The organism is Pseudomonas sp. c313 (assembly GCF_055407145.1).
Genome location: NZ_JBUZRD010000002.1, coordinates 663,878 through 684,788, shown reverse-complemented (window position 1 = coordinate 684,788; position 20,911 = coordinate 663,878). Strand labels below are relative to the sequence as shown.

Genomic DNA, 20,911 nt, shown 5'->3' with positions numbered 1-20,911 from the left:
AACGAGAGACCGACATGCTCGATTCCAAACTGTTACGTAGCAACCTTCAGGACGTAGCGGACCGCCTGGCATCCCGTGGCTTTGCCCTGGATGTTGCGCGCATCGAAGCGCTGGAAGAACAGCGCAAGACCGTCCAGACCCGCACCGAAGCACTGCAGGCTGAGCGTAATGCGCGTTCCAAATCCATCGGTCAGGCCAAGCAGCGTGGCGAAGACATCGCGCCGTTGATGGCAGATGTCGAGCGCATGGCGGGTGAACTGGCCAGCGGTAAAGTGGAGCTGGACGCGATCCAGACCGAGCTGGATTCGATCCTGCTGGGCATCCCTAACCTGCCGCACGAGTCGGTGCCGGTCGGTGTCGACGAAGACGGCAACGTCGAAGTGCGCCGCTGGGGCACACCGAAGGCCTTTGATTTCGAGATCAAGGACCACGTCGCCCTCGGCGAACTGAGTGGCGGCCTGGATTTCGAAACCGCCGCCAAGCTGTCCGGCGCCCGTTTTGCCTTGCTGCGTGGCCCGATTGCCCGTATGCACCGTGCCCTGGCGCAGTTCATGGTCAACCTGCACACCGGCGAACACGGCTACGAAGAGGCCTACACGCCTTACCTGGTACAGGCGCCGGCGTTGGTTGGTACCAGCCAGTTGCCCAAGTTCGAGGAAGACCTGTTCAAGATCAGCCGCGAAGGCGAAGCCGATCTGTACCTGATCCCTACCGCCGAAGTGTCGCTGACCAACATCGTCGCCGGGGAAATCCTCGACGCCAAGCAGTTGCCATTGAAGTTCGTCGCCCACACGCCGTGCTTTCGTAGCGAGGCCGGTGCATCCGGTCGCGATACTCGCGGCATGATCCGACAGCACCAGTTCGACAAGGTAGAGATGGTACAGATCGTCGAGCCGTCGACCTCCATGCAAGCGCTGGAAGGCCTGACTGCCAACGCCGAGCGTGTCCTGCAATTGCTGGAACTGCCGTATCGAGTGCTGGCGCTATGCACCGGCGACATGGGTTTCAGCGCGGTCAAGACTTACGACCTGGAAGTCTGGGTACCGAGCCAGGACAAGTACCGCGAGATTTCGTCGTGCTCCAACTGCGGTGATTTCCAGGCCCGTCGCATGCAGGCGCGTTTCCGCAATCCGGAAACCGGCAAGCCGGAACTGGTCCACACCTTGAACGGTTCTGGTCTGGCAGTGGGTCGGACCTTGGTCGCGGTGCTGGAAAACTACCAGCAAGCCGACGGTTCGATTCGTGTGCCAGATGTGCTCAAGCCTTACATGGCGGGCATTGAGGTCATCGGCTAAATGGAATTTCTGCCGCTGTTTCATAACCTGCGCGGCAGTCGTGTGTTGGTCGTCGGTGGCGGGGAGATTGCCTTGCGCAAATCCCGGCTGCTGGCCGACGCCGGCGCGTCGTTGCGGGTGGTTGCTCCCCAGATTGAAGACCAGTTGCGTGAACTGGTGCAGGGCAGTGGCGGTGAACTAATTGTGCGCGGTTATCAGGAAGTGGACCTTGATGGTTGCACCCTGATCATCGCGGCTACGGATGACGAGCCGCTGAACGCGCAAGTCTCCAGTGATGCCCGGCGCCGTTGTGTGCCGGTCAATGTGGTGGATGCACCTGCCTTGTGCAGCGTGATCTTCCCGGCGATTGTCGATCGTTCACCTTTGGTGATTGCTGTCTCCAGTGGTGGCGATGCGCCAGTGCTGGCGAGGTTGATCCGAGCCAAGCTGGAAACCTGGATTCCGTCGACTTATGGCCAGTTGGCCGGGTTGGCTGCGCGCTTTCGCACCCAGGTCAAAGGCTTGTTTGCGGACGTGCAGCAACGTCGGGCGTTCTGGGAGGAAGTCTTTCAGGGGCCAATCGCTGATCGGCAGCTGGCCGGGCAGGGTGACGAAGCTGAGCGGCTGCTGGTGGACAAGATCAACGGTGCGCCGCCTCATGCGCCGGGCGAGGTTTATCTGGTGGGCGCAGGCCCTGGTGATCCGGACCTGCTGACCTTCCGTGCCTTGCGCTTGATGCAGCAAGCCGATGTGGTGCTGTATGACCGTCTGGTGGCGCCGGCGATTCTTGAACTGTGTCGCCGTGATGCCGAGCGGGTTTACGTTGGCAAGCGTCGCGCCGATCACGCTGTGCCTCAGGACCAGATCAACCAGCAACTGGTGGACCTTGCCAAGCAGGGCAAGCGTGTATTGCGACTCAAGGGTGGCGATCCGTTCATCTTCGGCCGTGGTGGCGAAGAGATCGAAGAACTGGCGGCCCATGGCATCCCGTTCCAGGTCGTGCCAGGTATTACTGCGGCCAGTGGTTGTGCTGCGTATGCCGGTATTCCGCTGACTCACCGCGACTATGCGCAATCAGTTCGCTTCATTACCGGGCACTTGAAGGACGGTACGTCGGACCTGCCCTGGAGTGATCTGGTGGGGCCATCACAGACCCTGGTGTTCTACATGGGCTTGATTGGTTTGCCGATCATCTGCGAACAACTGATCCAGCATGGGCGTTCGGCGGATACGCCGGCGGCGTTGATCCAGCAGGGCACTACGTCCAACCAGCGGGTGTTCACGGGCACGCTGGCTGACCTGCCACGCATGGTGGCGGAGCATGAGGTTCATGCGCCGACACTGGTGATTGTCGGGGAAGTGGTGCTGCTGCGTGAGAAGCTGAAGTGGTTTGAAGGCGCTCAGTCGCAAGTCTAGGTGTAGGAGCGAGCTTGCTCGCTCCTACAGTGATTAAGCCCAAACCCCTTTTGCGCTCAATCTCTCCCGATCATGCTTCGCATCAAACGCCTGCAACGGCCCCTTCGGTACAATCCCCGTCGGATTAATCGTCCGGTGACTGGCGTAGTAGTGACCCTTGATGTGAGCAAAATCCACCGTCTCGGCAATCCCTGGCCACTGATACAGCTCTCTTAGCCAATTCGACAAATTCGGATAATCGGCAATCCGCCGCAGGTTGCATTTGAAGTGGCTGTAGTACACCGCATCAAACCGGATCATCGTGGTGAACAGGCGCACATCAGCTTCGGTGAGGTATTTGCCGGCGAGGTAGCGATTCTCACCCAGGTGCTGCTCCAGTCGATCCAGTTCGGCAAACACATCGTCGAAAGCCGCCTCATAGGCCTTTTGCGACGTGGCAAAGCCTGCGCGGTAGACGCCATTGTTCACGGCGGGGTAGATCCGATCGTTCAGTGCATCGATGGTTGAGCGCAGCGCCTCGGGATAGAAGTCCAGCTCGTTACCTGTCAGCCCATTAAACGCACTGTTGAACATGCGGATGATCTCCGCCGATTCATTGCTGACAATTTGCTTCAGCTTCTTGTCCCATAGCACTGGCACGGTGACGCGTCCGGTGTAACTGGCCGTATCGGCGGTGTAGCGCTGATGCATGTAGGTGAAATCGTCGAGCTTGTCGCCGCTGGAGCCATGGGCCTTGTCGAAGGTCCAGCCGTTCTCCAGCATCAGCCAACTGACCACCGACATGTCGATCAGGCTTTCCAGGCCCTTGAGTTTACGCAGGATCAGTGTGCGGTGTGCCCAGGGGCAGGCAAGGGAAACGTACAGGTGGTAGCGACCCGCTTCGGCAGCGAAGCCGCCATCGCCTGTAGGGCCGGGCAGGCCGTCGGCAGTTACCCAGTTGCGGCGTTGCGCCTGTTCCCGTTGGAAGGCGCCATCTGCGCTACTTTCGTACCACTGGTCATGCCAGCGTCCTTCGATCAGCAAACCCATGACTGACTCCTTGGCTAATAAGCGTTGGAGTCCAGTCTAAAGGTCTGAGTTCGAACAAGTAGCGCAAAGGCTGGGGGTTAATGATCGACTAAATCGATTTGTCCCGGGCGTCCCAGTACTGCTGGGCCAGCTCGAACGCCTGCTCCCGTGGGTGGCCAAGGCCGCGCAACGCCAGAGCCATGGTGGCTATTAGGGCCAGTTGTGGATAGCTGTCCTCTACATCGCCGCGCCACAGCGCCTTTAGATGCTCGGGGTCGAGGGCCGCCGGCTTGACGTGGCGCTGGGGGGAGAGGGCGGGCCACTCTTCATCCCAGTTTTCGCCGCCGGTGGTGCCGTACAAGTGGCTGATGGTGTCCGGGTTGATCTCGATCTCGCCGCCATCGCCCTTGATCACGATGGTATTGTCGCCGAGCAGGCCGCTGGCATCGCGATGCACACCCTGATAGCCCGGATGGAAGATGCTTTGCAGGCCGCAGCGAGCGTTCAACGGATTGAGGATGCGCGCCAGGGAGTGGATTGGTGAACGCAGGCCCAGCGTGTTGCGTAGATCGATCATGCGCTGCAGCTGCGGCGCCCAGTCGTCCAGGGGCATAAAGGCCAGGTTGCCCTGTTCAAGGGCGGTCTCGACTTGCTGCCAAGTGCGGCACAGCGGGATCTGCAAGCCTTCCAGCAACTGCTCGGTGTAGAGCCGACCCGCTGTATGAGCGCCGCCGCCATGCATAAAAATGCGCACGCCGTTTTGTGCCAGGCACTTGGCCGCCAGCAGGTACCAGGGCAGGTGGCGTTTTTTCCCGGCATAGGTAGGCCAGTCGACATCTACTTGTAAGGCAGGGGCGTTGAGTCGTTCGCGTACCGCTTCGGTAAAGCCGGCGAGCTCTTCCGGGCTTTCTTCCTTGTGCCGCAACAGCATCAGGAACGCACCGAGCTGGGTGTCTTCGACTTTTTCATCGAGCAGCATACCCATGGCTTCCCGCGCTTCTTCGCGGGTCAGGCTGCGGGCGCCACGTTTGCCCTTGCCCAGGATGCGCACGAATGGCGCAAACGGATGCTCGGCAGGCGTTTCGGTGATCAGCGGGGAAAAATCGGTCATAAGCAATTCGTCGGCCTGGGCAGGCCCGCCAGCTTGGCGGCGAGTTTGGCGGGAGTGCCTTTAAACAGTCGGTTAAGGTGCAGGCTGTTGCCTTTTTCCGGGCCCAGCTTCAAGGCGGTGTACTTGATCAGCGGGCGGGTGGCGGGCGACAGCTGGAACTCTTGATAAAAACCACGCAGCACGTTGAGGATTTCCCAGTGTTCAGGGGTCAACTCAAGCGCTTCGGCGGCGGCCAGGGTGTTGGCCACCTCGATTGACCAATCGCTCAGGTCAACCAGGTAGCCGTCCTTGTCCAGCTCAAGGGTGTGTTCGCCCACGGTCAGGGTGTTCATAGCCAGGTGTTGACCTTGTCATGGTCGATCGACAGTTGGACAAAAGCCGGATAGTCGACACTCTTGGCCCAGTCTGGTACGGGCAGGCCGCGAGCCTGGCTGTCTTCGACGAGGACAAATACCTTTAGCGCCTTGGCTTGCAGGGCCTCAAAGGGTGCGCTGCCGGCCTGCAGGGCATAGGCAGCGTCACCGCACAGCAGGATCGCGTCCTGGACGCCACAAAGGCGCAGGCAGCTGTCCAGGCGACTATCGGTAAAAGGCGAGTGGGACACTACATGTAAGGTCGACATCAGAGGGTAATCACCTGACTGTAACGGTCAATCATCCGGGAAATCTCTTCGCTGTTCAGCGGCTGCGCGCTGCCGGCAGATGTTAGTCCACGTTCGGCAAGGCTCTGGCTGCACGCGAACACCTCATCAATGCCAAACAGCGACAGCGCTTGCAGATTGGCGCTGAGGTCTTTCTGCTGCACGGCTTTGGCGTCCTGGCCCGTTGCCAGTTGAAACACTCCGTCATCCAGAAACAGCAGGCCAATGGGCAAATCAAACGCGCCACCGGCTAGAACAATATCCAGCGCTTCCCGCGCGCTCGGCCCGGACCACGGCGCCTGACGGCTGATAACCAGCAAGGATTTAGACATCTTATGGGCCTCCAAAACAGATCAGGCGGTCGGCGTCCTGCACGGCGTCGTGCAACTGCCCAAGGCCCGATAACGCCCAAGGTGCATCCAGACTCACCGCGCTACGTTGATAGCGCGAAGCCTCTTCGGCGTTCAGCACCCCGCGACGCAAAGCTGCGGCGATGCACACCACGCCATCCAATTGGTGTTCACTGACAAACGTCCGCCATTGCTGGGCGATGTCCTGCTCATCCTGCGGTGTCACAACCGAGTTGGACGCGCTGTAGACGCCATCCTGATAAAAAAACAGCCGCACAATCTCATGCCCACCAGCCAGCGCCGCTTGGGCGAACAGCAGGGCGCGGCGCGAGGAGGGCGCATGGGCGGCGGAGAAAAGCGCAATCGCGAACTTCATGGAACACTCTTTATGGAACAGACGGTCGGCAAACCTGGGCCAATGATAAAGCCGCAGACAACAAAAAGCCCGCCGAAGCGGGCTTTTTGCATGAGGCTACGATCAGTCGTCGCGGCTCATGATGCCGAAGATCTGCAACAGGCTGATAAACAGGTTGTAGATCGATACATACAGGCTGATGGTCGCCATGATGTAGTTACGCTCGCCGCCATGGATGATGGCGCTGGTCTGGAACAGAATGCAGACCGAGGAAAACAGCACAAAACCCGCGCTGATTGCCAATTGCAGGCCGCTGATCTGGAAGAACATGCTCGCCAGCACCGCCGCCAGCAACACGAAGAAGCCAGCAGTGATGAAGCCACCGAGGAAACTCATGTCCTTGCGGGTAATCAGCACATAGGCCGACAGACCACCAAACACCAGGGCGGTCATGGCAAACGCCGAGCTGACCACTTCCGCGCCGCCCTGCATGCCGAGGTAGCGGTTAAGGATCGGGCCCAGCAGGAAACCCATGAAACCGGTCAAGGCAAACGCCGACACCAGGCCCCAGGCCGAGTCACGCAGCTTGTTGGTCAGGAAAAACAGACCATAGAAGCCGATCAGTACCACAAAGATATTCGGGTAGCCGACGCGCATTTGCTGGGCCACGAACGCCATCACGCCGCTAAACGCGAGGGTGAGAGCGAGCAAGCCGTATGTGTTGCGCAGGACGCGGCTAACCTCTAGCTGCTCAGCCTGCACGTTGCTATTAACTGCGTAATCCTGTTCGCGCATGGCGACACTCCTTCAGTTTTGAAACGTTCAGTCGCAAAGATCATAACAGACGCCCTGTAACAAGCTACGCAGAGAGTTTGACAGTGTGTTTCATTCGGGTATTATGGCGCCCGCTGAGACAGGATGGACTACTATAATCCTGTGTTGCATAAGGGAAATTGGCAGAGTGGTTGAATGCACCGGTCTTGAAAACCGGCGAACGTTAATAGCGTTCCCAGGGTTCGAATCCCTGGTTTCCCGCCAAGATTCATACGAAAGCCCCGTTAATGCGGGGCTTTTGTGTTTCTGGGGTTTGAAAGATCAGGCGGCTTAATCGCTGATCGTTTCCGCATCATTTCAGGCAGTTTCCGCAACTCGTTGCAAGTTGCGGTCAGCGGGTCGGCTTTACGATCTCTCCCACACGCCGATAAACCGTCTCGGTAATACGCTTGTCCGTGTGCCCCAACAGGCGGCTTGCATCGCCCAAGTCTAGGATCTCACTGGCAGCTTTCGGGCGAATATCGCGGAACTGGAATTGGCGGATGCTCGCCGCAAGAATCCCGTCTCCCTTCTCGCGGGCTGTCGCTATCGCCCGATCCCTGGCATCGTCAAAGCGCAGCCGCAGCATCGGCTTGGTCACCTGCCGTCCATCTTCTGTGACAATTAGGTACGGGCTCCGCACCCCGCGTGCACGCCTTTGCTCGATCAGTCGTTCTACCAGTGCGCCCAAGTGATTGAGAGCGCCGGCAGCAGTCAGGCGAATTCGTAGCTTCTTGGACGTCTTGCCCTGCGATACCTGCAGGAACTCGTTAACCGCGTCAGCTTCCCGCATCGACAGCACATCTGCCGGGCGCTGGCCGGTCAGATAGGCCAGATCCATAGCGTCCCGCAGCTCCGAGGATGCGACCGCATACACGGCGCTCCAGATTTCTTCGGTCGCGTAAAAGTCCCGCGGCACTTCCTTGTTTTTCCGTACGCCGGCGGCGGGGTTGTTCTCGGTGATTCCCCACTCACGCGCAATGTTGTAGATGTGCGAAAGCAGGGATACCCGGATGAACTCGCTTGTGCTCAGGCAGCACCACCGCTATCCGCCAAGAGATCGGCCATGTTCGCCAGAGCCTGGATGTGATGGACGCGTCGGTGAGGGCTGCTTGAAGTTTTTTTCTGCTTGCGGGGAAAAAACAGGCTGGAAAGGGGGCTTTCGATTCGCACTTACAAATATGCGGATCTGACGGGCACAAAAAAGCCGACGGTCGAGGTCGGCTAATTCGATAACACTTTGTGAGGCCGATTATATGCAAACCCAGCCACATATCAATAGCTCAACCAATCCCGCGCCACGTTTTCTGCAATCGCAAAACGTGGCGCGAGAAGTTTCCATGAGCAGTTCGGATATTGCGGATCTGACGGGGAAGCTTCACGCCCATGTCATTCGCGACATTCGCGTCATGCTTAAGGCGCTGGCCGATGATCCAGTTCTGGATCATGTCGTTGAAGACAAGGATTCCCGTGGCTACACAGAAAACTACCACCTCAATCGTGAACTGACCGAAACCCTGGTCACCGGCTATAGCGTGCCGCTTCGACTCAAGGTGATCCGACGCCTTCACGAACTTGAAGATGCTCTGGTAAGGCCGTCGTTCGATATCGCCAGCCTCAACGACCCAAAGGTACTGCTGGCTTTATTGACCGACAACGTACGCAAGGTCGTCTCCCTGGAGGCTGACAACACCGAGCTAAGCCACGAAAACCTGATGCTTGAGCAGAAGGTAGTGTCCGACGCACCAAAGGTCGACTTCTTCAATGCCGTAACCGTAACCCACGAAACCTACTCAGTGGGCGAGGCTGCCAAGCTTATCGGTACAGGCCAGAAACGCCTGATGGATTTCCTGCGCCAGAAACGCTGGGTCACTCTGCGCAAAAACGAACCCATGCAAGCTCCTATTGAGTCCGGTTACCTGACCGCGAAGCTCAGCACCTTCGAGCATCCAGAGAACGGCAAGACCACTGTTGCCACTGCTCGCGTGACCGGAAAGGGCCTGACCAAGATCCGCGCCTTGTGGTCCGCACGCGATGCCGACCTGCTGGGAGGTGTCCTGTGATTACCACCGAGCGCCTACAGCTCCTGCTCCGCGTTGCCGATCGCGCACTGGCCCACCAGATCATGGTGGACGATGCTGCAGAGGCGACCCGCCTGAACTTCGGTGCCGTGTGGTCGGCCAATCCGGCGGAAGAGGACGCAATCTACGGTAAGTACACGCCATACGGCGAATACACCGTGAATGTGGCCGCTGATCGCGCAGAGCACTTCGAAGAAGGGAAGGATTACTACTTCGACATCTCGCCAGCTTTTTGAGGCTGCTGGGAAATTTCTCGGTTGAGTTCGGCACGAATATCCCGAACGCGACCGTCAGTGAGAAGTTTTCCGCGGAGGTTCAAAACGTGACCATTTACATGTGATCTGTGCGTGCTGTAGTCGGATATAACTGCGTGCGGGATTGATACTGCCTCTACTACCTCATACGACTCGCTGAAAATAACTGCGATCAGTTCGTCGAAATCGCCTTTATCCAAATTGCGTATTACGCCTAGCTGCCTGGATTTGTTGGTAGGGCTGGCACGGCGCGCCTTGATCTGAAATTTTTTGCCGTCTTCAGACTCTGCGTCATGGCCGGCAGCTGAGTTCTTGGCGAGCTTCAATCCGAGGGCTGAAGCAACGAGCCATTCAGCATAGTCGCCGACGGGATTGTTCATTGTTCTCAGGACACCACGAACTCTGAGCTCGCTTATTACTTCAGATTGAAGCTTGAGTAGGTCTTTTGTCTGGAGATTAGCGAGATTCATCGTGCGAGAGTCCTGGGATGCAGAGCAAATGGCGACGTTTGCATTGAATAGCGCTCTGTGTCGCCACTTTACACCTACAGCCCTCGGTGATGCCTGTGCGTCGATACCGGGATAGTGGGAGAGACAGCGCACCTATTCAGGGCCTCGACATTGATCGAGGCCTTTTCGTTTTCGGCCCCACCACACCCATCGCTATGGCTGGGAGTGCTGCTGGGGCTGATTCAATTCAAACATGCCCCACGGAGTAGAGCGCATGGAGTTTCTACAGCGCCTGCTCGATAAGATCGACAGGTTTGAATTGCTGATCGCAGGCCTGGTCGGCGCCGTGGTTGCCAGTTGGTGGCACAAGGACGACCTGGCCGACTGGCGGGCCTGGTTGATCTTCCTGATCACTGGGGTTGCCTGCTCGCTGTACCTGACGAGCATGGTCAGCACCTACCTGGGCGTGACTGAACCGAAGATCGTCGCGGGAATTGGTTTCCTGCTGGGCACGTTCGGTGGCTCGCTCCTGGCAGCAATCAACCGAGCCATCAAAGCCGCTGACCTCTGGGCGCTTATCCGCCAGCGGTTCGGGGGAGGCAACCCACCATGAATCTTGAACTGATCAACTCCATTGCCTGCGGCCTTATTGCGCTGTGGGCGGCCTGGTGCGTGCTGAGCGGGAAGGTGAGGGACGGCATCCTCGGCAAGCTGATCTACTCGACCATCGCCATCACCGGTTTCGTTGTGATGGTGCGCAGCCAGAACATCTTCTTCGGCCCGACCACTGCTGGCCTGACGCTGCATGTCGCCCTGGCCCTGGCCGGTGCCCGCCACATCTTCATGGTCACGTACTGGCAGCGGGTGAAGGTCTGGCTGTGCCGGACGCTGAACTGCGAGCACTGCCTGCACTGTGAAAAGGCGCCTGGTGGTATTGAGCGCCGGGGCAAGTAATCCGCGCCACGTTTTCGAATGCGCCAAATCGTGGCGCGCAACCAAGTGACGCGGTCTACTACCGTGGTTGTGATACAGAGACGACCGGATGGTTTGAGTGAGGCTAGTTGAAATGATGGCATTCTGGCCTCATGTTGTGGTTTGACCCAGCAAAGGAGATTCAAAATGTCAAAGTTTCAATTAGGTGATGCAGTCGGTTTTAAATGCGGCGGTAAGCCGATGGTAGTGGAGTCAATTAAGAACGTGATCGGAGAAGACGAACAGTCTAGCCCTGGCGTTGGTTGCATCTGGCACGACGATTCTGGAAAAGTTCAGCGCGCGAATTTCCGCGATGAGGTTCTCGAAAAGCTCGAGTAATGAGCACTTACCCCGCCCCTCCATCTGGAGGGGTTTTTATTTGGACGGATTATGACAACCAAGCAACCCGACTGGGAGGCAATCGAACGCGCCTACCGTGCCGGGTTGTTCTCTGTTGAGCTCCTCGCAAGCTCGACGGCTGCAGTGATGGCTGTTCTGGCTTGAGGGCTATTCTTCCAGCAAGTCGAACCTAATGCCGCGGACGCTTGAGCCAGGATGTCACCAACATCCGACTTTCGGAGCTCGGCGAGCGATTCGATACCCATCTGCTCAAGCCGAGTAATGACGGTTGGTCCTACGCCCTTGAGGGTGAGCAAGGCGGTTCTTTCTTCCAGTGAGAATGGCATCCGTAAAGTCCTTTTTTCTTCGATGAGTCTGTGGAAGTGTGCCCGACGCTAGGCGGTGCCTCAATAGACAGGCGTCATCGTTTTGAGTGTGAGCGGTGAAGAGTATCTAGGGAGAGTGCGTGAACAGACCAGTGCCGCCGGCATCATTGCTTGGGTTGTCCGAGCTATCGGACCTTGGTACACGCCTGACCCCGGCGCCTGAGGTGTGGGACTGGCTCCAAGCCGAGATCCTTGCCGACACGGGCAGAATTCACAACGAAGACCATGCCCACCTACTGGATGCAGACATCCGGGTCATGTGGGCGTCGTCGAGCTTCGAGAAGCAGGGCCGCACCGTCCTGGGCCAGGCCGAACAGGTAGCGTTCCGCGCTGGCGGCTGGCAGAAAGCTCGGATGGAGCAGCAGATGCGCGATTGGTTCAGCTGTGTGAATCGCACGATGCGACCAAGCGGTCGAGCAAGACTCTTGCTGCCAAATGGGTGACCGGGCAGTTAACGACAAGCTGTCGTGGCGCTGGTTGTTCAGCCCTCGCGAACCCTTACCATTGGGTTGAGTTCATTCAGGAATGGAGAAAGCCGCAGTTGCAGCTTCTTAACGTGTTCGGCCTGCTGGTCGATCAAGCTGCGAATGTCTTTCACTCTGTAGAACTGGATCAACTGCTGAACCTCGGCATCGGGCAAGCGCTCGACGGCGGTGTTGCCCGCTGCCTGGTACGACATCACTAATTGGGACAACGATGGCAGGCCGGAATCAACCCGTTACCGGTGGCGTTCGTCGATTCGCAAGGCGTTGGATGATCAGGTGAATGAGGCGCTTACCGCTGCTCAGGAACTGCTTGATGCCGAGGGACTTATCGAAAGTTGCGCGGCGTAGCAAATAGCCATTGCAATGAGTGAGAAAGTGAGAGAGCATTTGCCCATTCTGTCGATCTTGCGCGTTAGGGGTTGGCACTGCAAAGCCCGGCTTATATGTCGGGCTTTTTATTGCGCTCAGTTTGTGCAAGGTCGAAAATAGAGCTTCCGACTATAAACTGGGAGAGCGTCATGGTTTTGCGTGGCATGGCACAGATGCATGTCGACGACTTGGCGGAACGGTTCAAGAAGTTGGTTGTAGGGCAGGCCGGCAACGCGGATATTCAGTTTGCGTGGGTTGTTTTTTATCAGGCCCGAATGTTCGGGGCTTATTCAACGGCCGAGCTTGCGCTGCAGAAAATAACGGACATTGAGCACTGCATTAGCATCGACGAGGCCCCAGTCCCTCAAGCCTCAAACGACTAAAGTTTTCATTAAGCCCCGCCTAGAACGGGGCTTTTTGCTTTTCGCCGTTCGTCTAGTGTTCGGCACTCACTGGAACCTGCCGACTCTCATGTTTAAGCGCGGATATTCCGAGCGTTAGAACGGAGAGCCAGCATGGAAATCAATGAGAAAGCCCCTGGGAACATTTCACAGCAGGAAGTGACCCGCGGGACAGATAACGAAACAGGGCACGATCCGAAGCGTGATATGGATGCAATCCCTCTGCCGCCGGATGACGAAGCGCCTCTTGAAGAAGACATGTCGGATGTCGAGGCTGCCGATTCAGTAGCGAGCGAACATCCAGACAACTGACACACAGCTCAGCTAAAAACCCGGCCGCCGAGCCGGGTTTTTTGCGTCTCCAGTTTCCCAGACCCTCAGAGCCTCTGACTCGTCACGCTGATGAGGGCCCCATTCAGGGCCTCGACATTGATCGAGGCCTTTTCGCTTTCGGCCCCACCACACCCATCGCTATGGCTGGGAGTGCTGTTGGGGCTGATTCAATTCAAGTCATGCCCCACGGAGTCGAGCGCATGGAGTATCTACAGCGCCTGCTCGACAAAATCGACAGGTTTGAATTGCTGATCGCAGGCCTGGTCGGCGCCGTGGTTGCCAGTTGGTGGCACAAGGACGACTTGGCGGACTGGCGCGCCTGGTTGATCTTCCTGATCACTGGGGTTGCCTGCTCGCTGTACCTAACGAGCATGGTCAGCACCTACCTGGGCGTGACTGAGCCGAAGATCGTTGCCGGTATCGGTTTCCTGCTGGGCACATTCGGTGGCTCGCTCCTGGCGGCCATCAATCGAGCCATCAAATCCGCTGACCTCTGGGCGCTTATCCGCCAGCGGTTCGGGGGAGGCAATCCATGAATCTTGAACTGATCAACTCCATCGCCTGCGGCCTGATCGCTTTGTGGGCGGCCTGGTGCGTACTGAGCGGGAAGGTGAGGGACGGCATCCTTGGCAAGCTGATCTACTCGACGATCGCCATCACCGGTTTCGTTGTGATGGTGCGCAGCCAGAACATCTTCTTCGGCCCGACCACTGCCGGCCTGACGCTTCATGTCGCCCTGGCCCTGGCCGGTGCCCGGCACATCTTCATGGTCACGTACTGGCAGCGGGTGAAGGTCTGGCTGTGCCGGACGCTGACGCGAAACCTTCAACGCCATCAACGCCCCCTGCATTAAGTACCTCTAGGGCCTAGCGCTCTGCTAATCGCATTGATATGGGCGATGTTGATGCCGGCGCTGCACCGGATAGCCGGACAGCATGCTCGTGGACTCAAGACTACTTGCGGAAGAACAAGGTGATCTGGCCTACCTCCACCCCGAACTTGGTCATGAACGAGCGATTGATCATGGTGTTTTTGTCCATTAGGTACATCCAGTCGTCCAACTGAACCTGATATTCCTTTCCATCCACCGGTAGGCTCAGCACATATCTCCAGCGCAGTGTATTGCCTGCCACCTCACCAAGCGCCTCGCCTACCACGTCGCCAGCGGTTCCGCTCCATTGGCTAGAACCAACTGGAGTTAGCGTCCACACCCGTTTTTGCTTAGTACCATCGCTGTAAGTAAATGACTCGTCGAGGATCAGCCTGCTACCTTCGGAATGGCCATTGATCTCCACGTGGAAGCGCTTAGTGACCTCACCAGAACGATTTTGAAACATACCCCAGGCTTCGACCCGCCCCTCGAAGAATTCTCGCAACTCAAGCGTGGGCTTCTCATGATTGTAGGTGTGCACATCCACCCGACTGCAACTTGCAAGGCCAATGCATAGCAGCAGTATCCATATCTTCAACATGTGCATTTCCTCAACGGTCTCAGGGTTTAGCTACACCCAACAATTGGGCGCGTAGCTCCGGGTTGCGTGTTCGGGGGTCAAGCCAGATGGAAAAAAAGGCTTTGGCGAACGCATCATCCCTCACTACATGCTGTAGGTTCTCGCCGAAGTAAAAACGTGCGCCCTCTCCAGGCATATAGACTCCGGTGATGCGGTCACCGGCGCGCACATCGACAAACGCCTGCTGCATCTCCCACTCCCAGCGGGCCATCAGCGTTGAATTCAGGGAGTTGGGTGAAAGGCGACGCATTTCCTTGATGCTGGCCTCAACCATATCATCGCGACTAATAGCGCGACTGTAGGTCAGCTCTAGCGCAAAAGGCACATCCGCATCCAGCGGTTCACGGGCAGTCAGGCGAGGGCTCCAGAATTGCGCGTTGTAGATAGAGAAACCGAACACGCGCATCTCCCCGCTACCCAACCGACGAGCATCGGGTAACGCCTCGCGCCAATCAGCAAATAGATCTGCACTTGGGAACATCAAAACAAGACAGATAAGGTGGCGGATTAAGCGGTCCGTCTGCATAGCCATGCAAAGACCTCGTTAAGACTCAATAGACGCCCTTAAAAGTTATACCAAATTATTATTTTGTACAGCTAATACCTCAAAACCGGACTCTCCCCTTAAAACGGGCTCGCCAGAAGCGATTCAACGTCCATGTTCGACCGTAGTGGATCGACGTTGCGTGGACGGCTTCGCATTGACATTCCCACTGCATTTGCCCAGCACAGTTTCGTGGAAAGCCTGAGAATATTTACGGAGGCATTTCCCGAAATCGAGCTTGCGCTGGGCGTGACGGACCGCAGGGTAGATCTCGTAGCCGAGGGCATCGATTGTGCACTGCGAATTGGCGAACTCCCGGACTCAAGCATGGTAGCGAGAGAAATTGGCACCGCCACCATGGTGGCCTGTGCATCTGCAGGTTATCTCCAGGCGTGTGGGGTACCCAAAACCCCACAAGATATAAAAGATCACCGATGCGTCAGCTTCATCTCCGGTCAAAATAGCAGACCGCTGTCTTGGCATTTCTCGGTGAACGGCGAAGATCGTCCTCATACGCCTCATGGAGGTATCACCGTGAATCAGTCGAATGCCTACGTGCAATGCGGTGTTGCAGGTTTCGGCATTGTTCAAGCTCCGGGAATCACTGTTGAGACATTCCTCGCAACAGGAGATTTGGTTGAAAGAGCATTTCCCCGTGCTACACCCCAACTGGTTCAACGCTCATTAAACTGCGCACGTAGGCTGATTCGGCGGTGAATCATTAAGGTTGAAAAGAGAGCGGAGACAGGTTCTGTTCGTAAGGTGTGTTGGACAGTTAATCGGAAATAACAGTCCTGTTTCTTCCGCTGGATTTGGCGATATAGAGTGCCTTGTCAGCAATGTCGACCAGGTCTTTAGGCGTCTCAGTCATTGTGCCTGACAATGCGCTAATGCCAATGCCAATGCCAATGCCAATGCCAATGCCAATGCCAATGCTAATGGTCACTACTCCCATAGGGGATTCAGTGTGTTGAATTGCATTTCGCTCTAATTCAGTTCGAATTTTTTCGGCTACGAGGAAGGCGCCAACGTAATCTGTGCCTGGAAGTACGATGGCAAATTCTTCTCCGCCGTATCTTGCAGCAAGATCACCTGTCCGAGTGACATTATTTTTTATTATGGTGCTCACGATTTTGAGGCATTCATCACCTTGTACGTGACCGTAATGGTCATTGTACTTTTTGAAAAAATCAACATCGATCATGATGAGTGCTGTGTCATCTGATTTTCGGTTTTTTCTGCTGATTTCGGCTTCGATAAAAAAGTCGAATTGACGGCGATTGGAAAGTCCCGTTAATCCATCTTCAAGAGCAAGTAGGCCGAGGGCTTTGTTAGCTTCGATGTAAGTTTTTTGTGAAAACTGTAATTCTTTTTGTGCCTGGATTTGTTGGCTCATGAGTTTTATTAGTCGATATCCCAGAAGGCTCAGTACCACCAATAATAGGGATGATATAAATATGCTGTCGAGGGACTCGCTCCGCCAATTCGCAAGTATTTCATTTTTATCAAATGCAGTAATAATTACAAGGGGGTAACCATTAATGCGGCGAAAGCTGACGACCCGCTCTACGCCATCGACAACTGATTTTGTTGTTGCGGTTCCCGAATTTACCGAAGAGACTAATAGGGAAAACACTTGTCCGTTTGAAATGTCCGTGCCGACGTCAGCATCACGAAATGGTTTGCGGACTAAAATTTTCCCCGTTGAGGATGTAAGGTTAATAATGCCATTGTTCCCCATGTCTATGTCATCGTAAAGGGTGATGAAATATTTAAGATAAATCGTAGCTATCGTGACACCGGCAAAGCTGCCGTCAGGATGATTGATTCGTCGCGATACTGTGGTGATCCATTCGTTTGTTGATCGACTGCGTATAGAGGGGCCAATAAAAGTGGTCGGGTCGGTGTGGTCGCGGTGGTAAATAAAATAATCGCGGTCTGAGTTGTTTGCACCCGCCGGCATTATGCCGTTTGAGTTAAACAGCCAACTCCCATGCTCGTCATAAATAAAGAAACCATGTATTTGAGGTAGGTGTTTTTGTTGTATTTTTAGTATCCCCCCCAGGCTTTTTAAATTCTCCGCGCTGGTACCTTCTGCTTCCAGCTGTTCCTTGACCCCTAAAATCACTATGTCAGCTTCAGTTAGAGTAGCCCCTATACTGGATGACAAGGTCTTGGAAAGATTTGACATCTCGGTTGTTTTGTTGTGTAGGTGCCTCTCTAGAGAGCTAAAAACGCCCCAAATACTTATCACTATCAATGAGAGGCATACTGCGGCAATAAAGAGGACGATATGACTGACTTTGAGTTTGGCATTAGCCCATTCGACGTGAAAAATGGTGGTGATTTTTTTTAACATAAAATCCTCCAAGCTTCCTTTCTAGTGATTTTGAGCATATCCGATTTTTTCTGAGGAGATTTTTTAAAAAGAGCAGATGGATTAGTTGGATTATTTGGGTGGGTTGTATTCGGCCTGCGGCCTTAGTGTGACGAATTGGACGGTAGATTCATGACCCCAGGAGGCTGAAGGTATTTATCGACCGCCAGAATCGCCCAGGGCTGATCAGCAAGAACAGTCGTGCCTTCGTCAGCCCGAGTGAATGCCAGGCTGAGTTCGATGCGCAGTCGTGTAACACGCCACAACGCCGCGGCCCGTCCGCCCAACACTGAGGGGCGCGCTCGTGAGGTCGGTGTGTCATGTTGCCACTGGTGCTGATCGGCGCGCTCGTTGGCGCGGCCGTAGATTGAGTTCTGCTCAATCGAAGCGAAACGAGGCGCCGTAGGCCGAGCCTGGCAGGCGATCACCCATTCGACAAAGTCATCGAGTGAACCGGGACTGATCAGCGGGTTAAGCATGTAGCCACTGGTGCCGGAGATTCTCGCGTGTTCCTCGATCTGTGCTGCCACCTGTTCCGGTGTGCCGACCAGGATCAGGTCGCTGCCGCGGGTCACGTTGGCGAAGCGTTGCCTGACCTCGCCGGCGGTCAGCGGCTTGCCGCTGCCATCGGGTTTCATGACGTAGGAGGTCATGCCTTCGGTATAGGTGGACAGCGCCTCATTGTCGGCATAGCGACTGATATCAATGCCGGTGTCGCCCGCATAGCTCACCAATTGCGCTTGCAGGTGATAGTTGCTTTGCAGGGTTTCGTACTTTTTCTGTGCCTCGATGGCGGTGGCGGCGGTGACGATCCTGCATGCAAAGTGTGGGCGATGCACTATCGCCCGTGAAGGTAGGCCTTGGCGTAGTGCCGTTCCAGTCGCGCCTGGATCAGCTCCAGGCCATGGGTTGCACCTGCTGAACCAACGCGGAGCGTGGGAGCTATCGATAAATACTGAGTGTGCATTTGTTAATTCGATTCTGGGCTTGGCGTGGGCTGCGTGACCTGCCGATCAACCGGGTCTTCCAAGCACAGACCTCATCAAGGATAGGCACATGCGCCTGCGACAACCTTTGCTTTTTCTCTGCCCACGCTTGCTCGGCTTCGGTGCGGCCATGACCCTCAGCCAACTGGCCACGGCCCAAGACTCTACAGGGACTCTCCAACTGGCCCCGGTAGAAGTGACCAGCACCGAAATCAGCGAGGGCGAAGCGGCCCAGGCGCAACTGAAAAATGTACCGGGCGGTACCAACTACATCGATCTCGATAGCGTCAAGCAAGGCCGGGTGAGCACCAACGAAGACGTACTCAAATACCAGGCTGGTGTCTACGCCAAGGCGGCGAACAACGAGGGGGTGAAGATTTCCATTCGTGGTTCGGGGATCAATCGCGGCCCTGGTGGCCATGCGTCCGGGCTGTACGAGACCTTCGACGGCCTGCCACTGACCGGCCCTGGCGGCACGCCTTATGAGCTGAAGGACCCGTTGTGGCTCAGCCGGGTCGAAGTGCTGCGGGGCGCCAACGGTTTTGATCGCGGGGCGCTGGCGTTAGGCGGGGCGATCAACTATGTCACTCGCACTGGCTACGATGCACCCACGTTGCAAGTGCGCTATGAGGCCGGCAGCCATGGTTACGCTCAGCGGGAGATCAGTTCCGGGCAGGTGCTGGGCGATGCCGACTATTACATCAGCCTGACCGACTCCGAATACGACGGTTTTCAACACCAGAGCGCGGGCAGTGGCAAGGGCGTGGCGGCCAACGTTGGCTACCGCTTCAATCCCGACCTGGAAACCCGTTTCTACTTGCGCTACCGGGAAACCGCCAACGATAGCCCCGGCAAGTTGACCCGCCAGCAGATCAACCATGATCCTCGCGCGGCTAACGCCCTCAACCAGGCCCGGGACTCCAAACGGCTGCAACCGGGCTCGACCTGGATCGCCAACAAGACCACCTTGCGCCTGGATGACAACGCCAGGATCGAGGCCGGACTGGTTTATCACGATTACCCGATGGACCTGCGCGAAGGCACCAACCGCCTCAAAGTTGCCTACACCGATATCAGCGGCACCTTGAATTACATTCGCCAGGACACCCTGTTCGGTCGCGACAGCAAGACCACCGTCGGCCTGCGTACTACTCAAGGTATGCCCAATAACGGCGCTTCTGAATATGTGCGGGTGCCGACCGGCAATACGGCTGGCTATGCTCCCGGCACCAAGACCCGCGACTACAGCTACCTGGGTTCCGACACCGTGCTGCATATCGGGAATGACCTTGAGCTGGTGCCGGACCTTTGGCTGACCACCGGCCTTGCGGCGATCTATACCCGCCGGGAAACCGAGGTTACTTACCCCGATACCCATGCGCCCTTGAGCAAGCACGACTGGGACTACGCCCCCCGCGTCGGTTTGCGCTACGACTTCAACCCGCAACTACAGGTGTACGGCAACCTCAGCCGCTCGGTCGAGCCGCCCCATGCGTGGTCGATGATCTGGGGTTCCAACAAGTTTTTCCCGAAAGACAGCGGTCCGGCCAGCGGCTTGCAACGCGAAGGCGTGGACCTGCAGAACCAGATCGCAACCACCCTGGAAGTGGGCGGGCGCGGCGAAGAATGGTTTGGGCAATGGGACCTGGCGCTGTATCACTCCGAGGTGCGCCACGAGTTGCTTACCGTGGAAACCCAGGCCGCGAGCCCCACCCAATCTCAGGTGCTCGCCGAGTCAAATGCCAGCCCCACGATTCACCAAGGCATGGAACTGAGCCTGATCAGCCCGCTGTGGGACGGTGGCAACACTGGCAAGCTCGCCCTGCGCCAGGCCTACACCTACAGCGATTTCCACTACCGTAACGACGACCGTTTTGGCGACAACATGCTGCCGGGCATCCCCAAGCACTATTACCAGGCGCAACTGCGCTACAGCCATCCCACCGGTTTTTACACCAGCCTCAATGGCGAGCATTCGTCGCGAGTTGCAGTGGACTATGCCAACTCCTACTACGCGGCGGCCTACACGCTGCTGGGTGCAACCGTCGGCTACGACGCGCCCAAGCAGGACTGGCAAGCCTGGGTCGACCTGCGCAACCTCACCAACAAGCGTTATGCCAATACGATAACGCCGGGTTATGACGACAAGGGCCGCGACGTTGCGCGCTCCACGCCCGGTGACGGCATGGGCGTGTACGCCGGGGTTTCATGGAGTTTGCGTTAAGGCCAGGCATCTACCCGTTTTTTGAGAGTGCTGATATCTATGGCAAGCCTTAATGCCGGTAAGTTAAGCGAAGGTGATCCACTGTAGGAGCGAGCTTGCTCGCGATGGTCGCTAACGATAACGCGGAAAACCTGGCACCCCGTGGGGGCCTCAAGTTTTTCGCGAGCAAGCTCGCTCCTACAATTCGGCATTAGGGCTTGCCCGCGCTGGGCTGCGCAGCAGGCCTGAAACTA

Annotated in this window: 25 protein-coding genes, 1 tRNA gene and 5 pseudogenes; 16 read left to right on the top strand and 15 right to left on the bottom strand. The window is 56.7% G+C overall.

All coding sequences use genetic code 11. The features are described 5' to 3' along the window. Positions 1–14: 14 nt before the first annotated feature. Both serS and cysG read left to right on the top strand, forming a co-directional pair. Positions 15–1,295: a serine--tRNA ligase gene (gene serS / locus ACZRKZ_RS08105; RefSeq protein ID WP_463981304.1), complete on the top strand. Its 1,281-nt coding sequence runs from the start codon at positions 15–17 to the stop codon at positions 1,293–1,295. Further along, positions 1,296–2,690 carry a siroheme synthase CysG gene (gene cysG, locus ACZRKZ_RS08100; protein ID WP_463981303.1) on the top strand — a complete coding sequence of 465 codons (1,395 nt, stop codon included), beginning with the start codon at positions 1,296–1,298 and terminating at the stop codon, positions 2,688–2,690. Between the two features lie 33 nt (positions 2,691–2,723). Here cysG and ACZRKZ_RS08095 read toward each other — a convergent pair whose 3' ends face one another. The 7 genes from ACZRKZ_RS08095 to ACZRKZ_RS08065 form a co-directional block, all read right to left on the bottom strand. After that, positions 2,724–3,719, bottom strand: coding sequence for a glutathione S-transferase family protein (locus ACZRKZ_RS08095; RefSeq protein ID WP_463981302.1), 996 nt, complete (start codon positions 3,717–3,719; stop codon positions 2,724–2,726). Positions 3,720–3,807: 88 nt separating this feature from the next. Beyond that, positions 3,808–4,809 carry a glycosyl transferase family protein gene (locus ACZRKZ_RS08090; RefSeq protein ID WP_463981301.1) on the bottom strand — a complete coding sequence of 334 codons (1,002 nt, stop codon included), beginning with the start codon at positions 4,807–4,809 and terminating at the stop codon, positions 3,808–3,810. Further along, the gene (locus ACZRKZ_RS08085) at positions 4,806–5,141 is read right to left on the bottom strand and encodes a TusE/DsrC/DsvC family sulfur relay protein (protein ID WP_463969479.1); all 336 of its coding nucleotides are present in this window, start codon (positions 5,139–5,141) and stop codon (positions 4,806–4,808) included. Before ACZRKZ_RS08085 ends, ACZRKZ_RS08090 begins: the two co-directional genes overlap by 4 nt. After that, a complete protein-coding gene (tusB, locus tag ACZRKZ_RS08080; RefSeq protein ID WP_463981300.1) occupies positions 5,138–5,431 on the bottom strand; it encodes a sulfurtransferase complex subunit TusB in 294 nt (97 codons plus the stop codon). The genes ACZRKZ_RS08085 and tusB overlap by 4 nt, the downstream gene beginning before the upstream one ends. Continuing rightward, positions 5,431–5,781: a sulfurtransferase complex subunit TusC gene (gene tusC / locus ACZRKZ_RS08075; protein WP_463969481.1), complete on the bottom strand. Its 351-nt coding sequence runs from the start codon at positions 5,779–5,781 to the stop codon at positions 5,431–5,433. Before tusC ends, tusB begins: the two co-directional genes overlap by 1 nt. A 1-nt stretch (position 5,782) precedes the next feature. Further along, positions 5,783–6,175, bottom strand: coding sequence for a sulfurtransferase complex subunit TusD (gene tusD / locus ACZRKZ_RS08070; protein WP_463969482.1), 393 nt, complete (start codon positions 6,173–6,175; stop codon positions 5,783–5,785). Between the two features lie 102 nt (positions 6,176–6,277). Beyond that, positions 6,278–6,949 (bottom strand): Bax inhibitor-1/YccA family protein, encoded by a 672-nt coding sequence (locus ACZRKZ_RS08065; protein ID WP_133100215.1) that lies wholly within the window; start codon positions 6,947–6,949, stop codon positions 6,278–6,280. Between the two features lie 152 nt (positions 6,950–7,101). On the opposite strand from ACZRKZ_RS08065, the gene ACZRKZ_RS08060 reads away from it, so the two are divergent. Next, positions 7,102–7,192, top strand: a tRNA-Ser gene (locus ACZRKZ_RS08060). 127 nt (positions 7,193–7,319) lie between these two features. Here ACZRKZ_RS08060 and ACZRKZ_RS08055 read toward each other — a convergent pair. After that, positions 7,320–7,976 (bottom strand): annotated as a pseudogene (locus ACZRKZ_RS08055) (tyrosine-type recombinase/integrase); the annotation flags it as partial. A gap of 331 nt (positions 7,977–8,307) precedes the next feature. On the opposite strand from ACZRKZ_RS08055, the gene ACZRKZ_RS08050 reads away from it, so the two are divergent. Further along, positions 8,308–9,030 carry a phage antirepressor KilAC domain-containing protein gene (locus tag ACZRKZ_RS08050; RefSeq protein WP_463981299.1) on the top strand — a complete coding sequence of 241 codons (723 nt, stop codon included), beginning with the start codon at positions 8,308–8,310 and terminating at the stop codon, positions 9,028–9,030. Next, entirely contained in the window at positions 9,027–9,284 is a 258-nt protein-coding gene (locus tag ACZRKZ_RS08045) for a hypothetical protein (RefSeq protein WP_463981298.1), read from the top strand. Before ACZRKZ_RS08050 ends, ACZRKZ_RS08045 begins: the two co-directional genes overlap by 4 nt. On the opposite strand, the gene ACZRKZ_RS08040 is transcribed toward ACZRKZ_RS08045, so the two are convergent. Then, a complete protein-coding gene (locus ACZRKZ_RS08040) occupies positions 9,257–9,772 on the bottom strand; it encodes a DUF6998 domain-containing protein (RefSeq protein ID WP_463981297.1) in 516 nt (171 codons plus the stop codon). The genes ACZRKZ_RS08045 and ACZRKZ_RS08040 overlap by 28 nt on opposite strands. A 253-nt stretch (positions 9,773–10,025) precedes the next feature. Between ACZRKZ_RS08040 and ACZRKZ_RS08035 the strand changes: the two genes are divergently transcribed. From ACZRKZ_RS08035 to ACZRKZ_RS08025, 3 genes are all read left to right on the top strand, one after another. Continuing rightward, entirely contained in the window at positions 10,026–10,364 is a 339-nt protein-coding gene (locus tag ACZRKZ_RS08035) for an MFS transporter (RefSeq protein WP_463981296.1), read from the top strand. After that, entirely contained in the window at positions 10,361–10,705 is a 345-nt protein-coding gene (locus tag ACZRKZ_RS08030; RefSeq protein ID WP_463981295.1) for a hypothetical protein, read from the top strand. Before ACZRKZ_RS08035 ends, ACZRKZ_RS08030 begins: the two co-directional genes overlap by 4 nt. A gap of 165 nt (positions 10,706–10,870) precedes the next feature. Next, a complete protein-coding gene (locus ACZRKZ_RS08025) occupies positions 10,871–11,062 on the top strand; it encodes a hypothetical protein (RefSeq protein WP_463981294.1) in 192 nt (63 codons plus the stop codon). A gap of 92 nt (positions 11,063–11,154) precedes the next feature. Here the strand turns inward: ACZRKZ_RS08025 and ACZRKZ_RS08020 are convergent, their stop codons facing one another. Beyond that, complete coding sequence (locus tag ACZRKZ_RS08020) at positions 11,155–11,409, bottom strand: helix-hairpin-helix domain-containing protein (protein WP_463981293.1); 255 nt, start codon at positions 11,407–11,409, stop codon at positions 11,155–11,157. Positions 11,410–11,528: 119 nt separating this feature from the next. Here ACZRKZ_RS08020 and ACZRKZ_RS08015 point away from each other — a divergent pair. Then, positions 11,529–11,837: pseudogene (locus ACZRKZ_RS08015) on the top strand (putative metallopeptidase); the annotation flags it as partial. 92 nt (positions 11,838–11,929) lie between these two features. Here the strand turns inward: ACZRKZ_RS08015 and ACZRKZ_RS08010 are convergent. Next, positions 11,930–12,142, bottom strand: coding sequence for a hypothetical protein (locus tag ACZRKZ_RS08010; protein ID WP_463981292.1), 213 nt, complete (start codon positions 12,140–12,142; stop codon positions 11,930–11,932). Positions 12,143–12,451: 309 nt separating this feature from the next. Here ACZRKZ_RS08010 and ACZRKZ_RS08005 point away from each other — a divergent pair, with 309 nt between their 5' ends. From ACZRKZ_RS08005 to ACZRKZ_RS07990, 4 genes are all read left to right on the top strand, one after another. Beyond that, positions 12,452–12,685 carry a hypothetical protein gene (locus ACZRKZ_RS08005; RefSeq protein WP_463969484.1) on the top strand — a complete coding sequence of 78 codons (234 nt, stop codon included), beginning with the start codon at positions 12,452–12,454 and terminating at the stop codon, positions 12,683–12,685. A 132-nt stretch (positions 12,686–12,817) separates the two neighbouring features. Then, positions 12,818–13,015, top strand: coding sequence for a hypothetical protein (locus tag ACZRKZ_RS08000; protein WP_133100199.1), 198 nt, complete (start codon positions 12,818–12,820; stop codon positions 13,013–13,015). Between the two features lie 221 nt (positions 13,016–13,236). Beyond that, a complete protein-coding gene (locus ACZRKZ_RS07995) occupies positions 13,237–13,572 on the top strand; it encodes an MFS transporter (RefSeq protein WP_463981291.1) in 336 nt (111 codons plus the stop codon). Beyond that, on the top strand, positions 13,569–13,889 hold the full coding sequence (locus ACZRKZ_RS07990; protein ID WP_463981290.1) for a hypothetical protein: 321 nt from the start codon (positions 13,569–13,571) through the stop codon (positions 13,887–13,889). The genes ACZRKZ_RS07995 and ACZRKZ_RS07990 overlap by 4 nt, the downstream gene beginning before the upstream one ends. Positions 13,890–13,989: 100 nt before the next feature. On the opposite strand, the gene ACZRKZ_RS07985 is transcribed toward ACZRKZ_RS07990, so the two are convergent. Together ACZRKZ_RS07985 and ACZRKZ_RS07980 are read right to left on the bottom strand one after the other, a co-directional pair. Then, complete coding sequence (locus ACZRKZ_RS07985; RefSeq protein ID WP_463969487.1) at positions 13,990–14,508, bottom strand: DUF3833 domain-containing protein; 519 nt, start codon at positions 14,506–14,508, stop codon at positions 13,990–13,992. Positions 14,509–14,527: 19 nt separating this feature from the next. Further along, the gene (locus tag ACZRKZ_RS07980) at positions 14,528–15,079 is read right to left on the bottom strand and encodes a chalcone isomerase family protein (RefSeq protein WP_463981289.1); all 552 of its coding nucleotides are present in this window, start codon (positions 15,077–15,079) and stop codon (positions 14,528–14,530) included. 111 nt (positions 15,080–15,190) lie between these two features. Between ACZRKZ_RS07980 and ACZRKZ_RS07975 the strand changes: the two are divergent. Beyond that, positions 15,191–15,733, top strand: a pseudogene (locus ACZRKZ_RS07975) (LysR substrate-binding domain-containing protein); the annotation flags it as partial. A 133-nt stretch (positions 15,734–15,866) separates the two neighbouring features. Here ACZRKZ_RS07975 and ACZRKZ_RS07970 read toward each other — a convergent pair. Both ACZRKZ_RS07970 and ACZRKZ_RS07965 read right to left on the bottom strand, forming a co-directional pair. After that, positions 15,867–17,450, bottom strand: coding sequence for a sensor domain-containing diguanylate cyclase (locus ACZRKZ_RS07970; protein WP_463981288.1), 1,584 nt, complete (start codon positions 17,448–17,450; stop codon positions 15,867–15,869). Between the two features lie 440 nt (positions 17,451–17,890). Further along, positions 17,891–18,283, bottom strand: a pseudogene (locus ACZRKZ_RS07965) (LLM class flavin-dependent oxidoreductase); the annotation flags it as partial. 241 nt (positions 18,284–18,524) lie between these two features. Between ACZRKZ_RS07965 and ACZRKZ_RS07960 the strand changes: the two are divergent. Together ACZRKZ_RS07960 and ACZRKZ_RS07955 are read left to right on the top strand one after the other, a co-directional pair. Further along, positions 18,525–20,678: a TonB-dependent receptor family protein gene (locus ACZRKZ_RS07960; protein WP_463981287.1), complete on the top strand. Its 2,154-nt coding sequence runs from the start codon at positions 18,525–18,527 to the stop codon at positions 20,676–20,678. Positions 20,679–20,782: 104 nt separating this feature from the next. Beyond that, positions 20,783–20,863 (top strand): annotated as a pseudogene (locus ACZRKZ_RS07955) (outer membrane lipoprotein carrier protein LolA); the annotation flags it as partial. Positions 20,864–20,911: the final 48 nt, after the last annotated feature.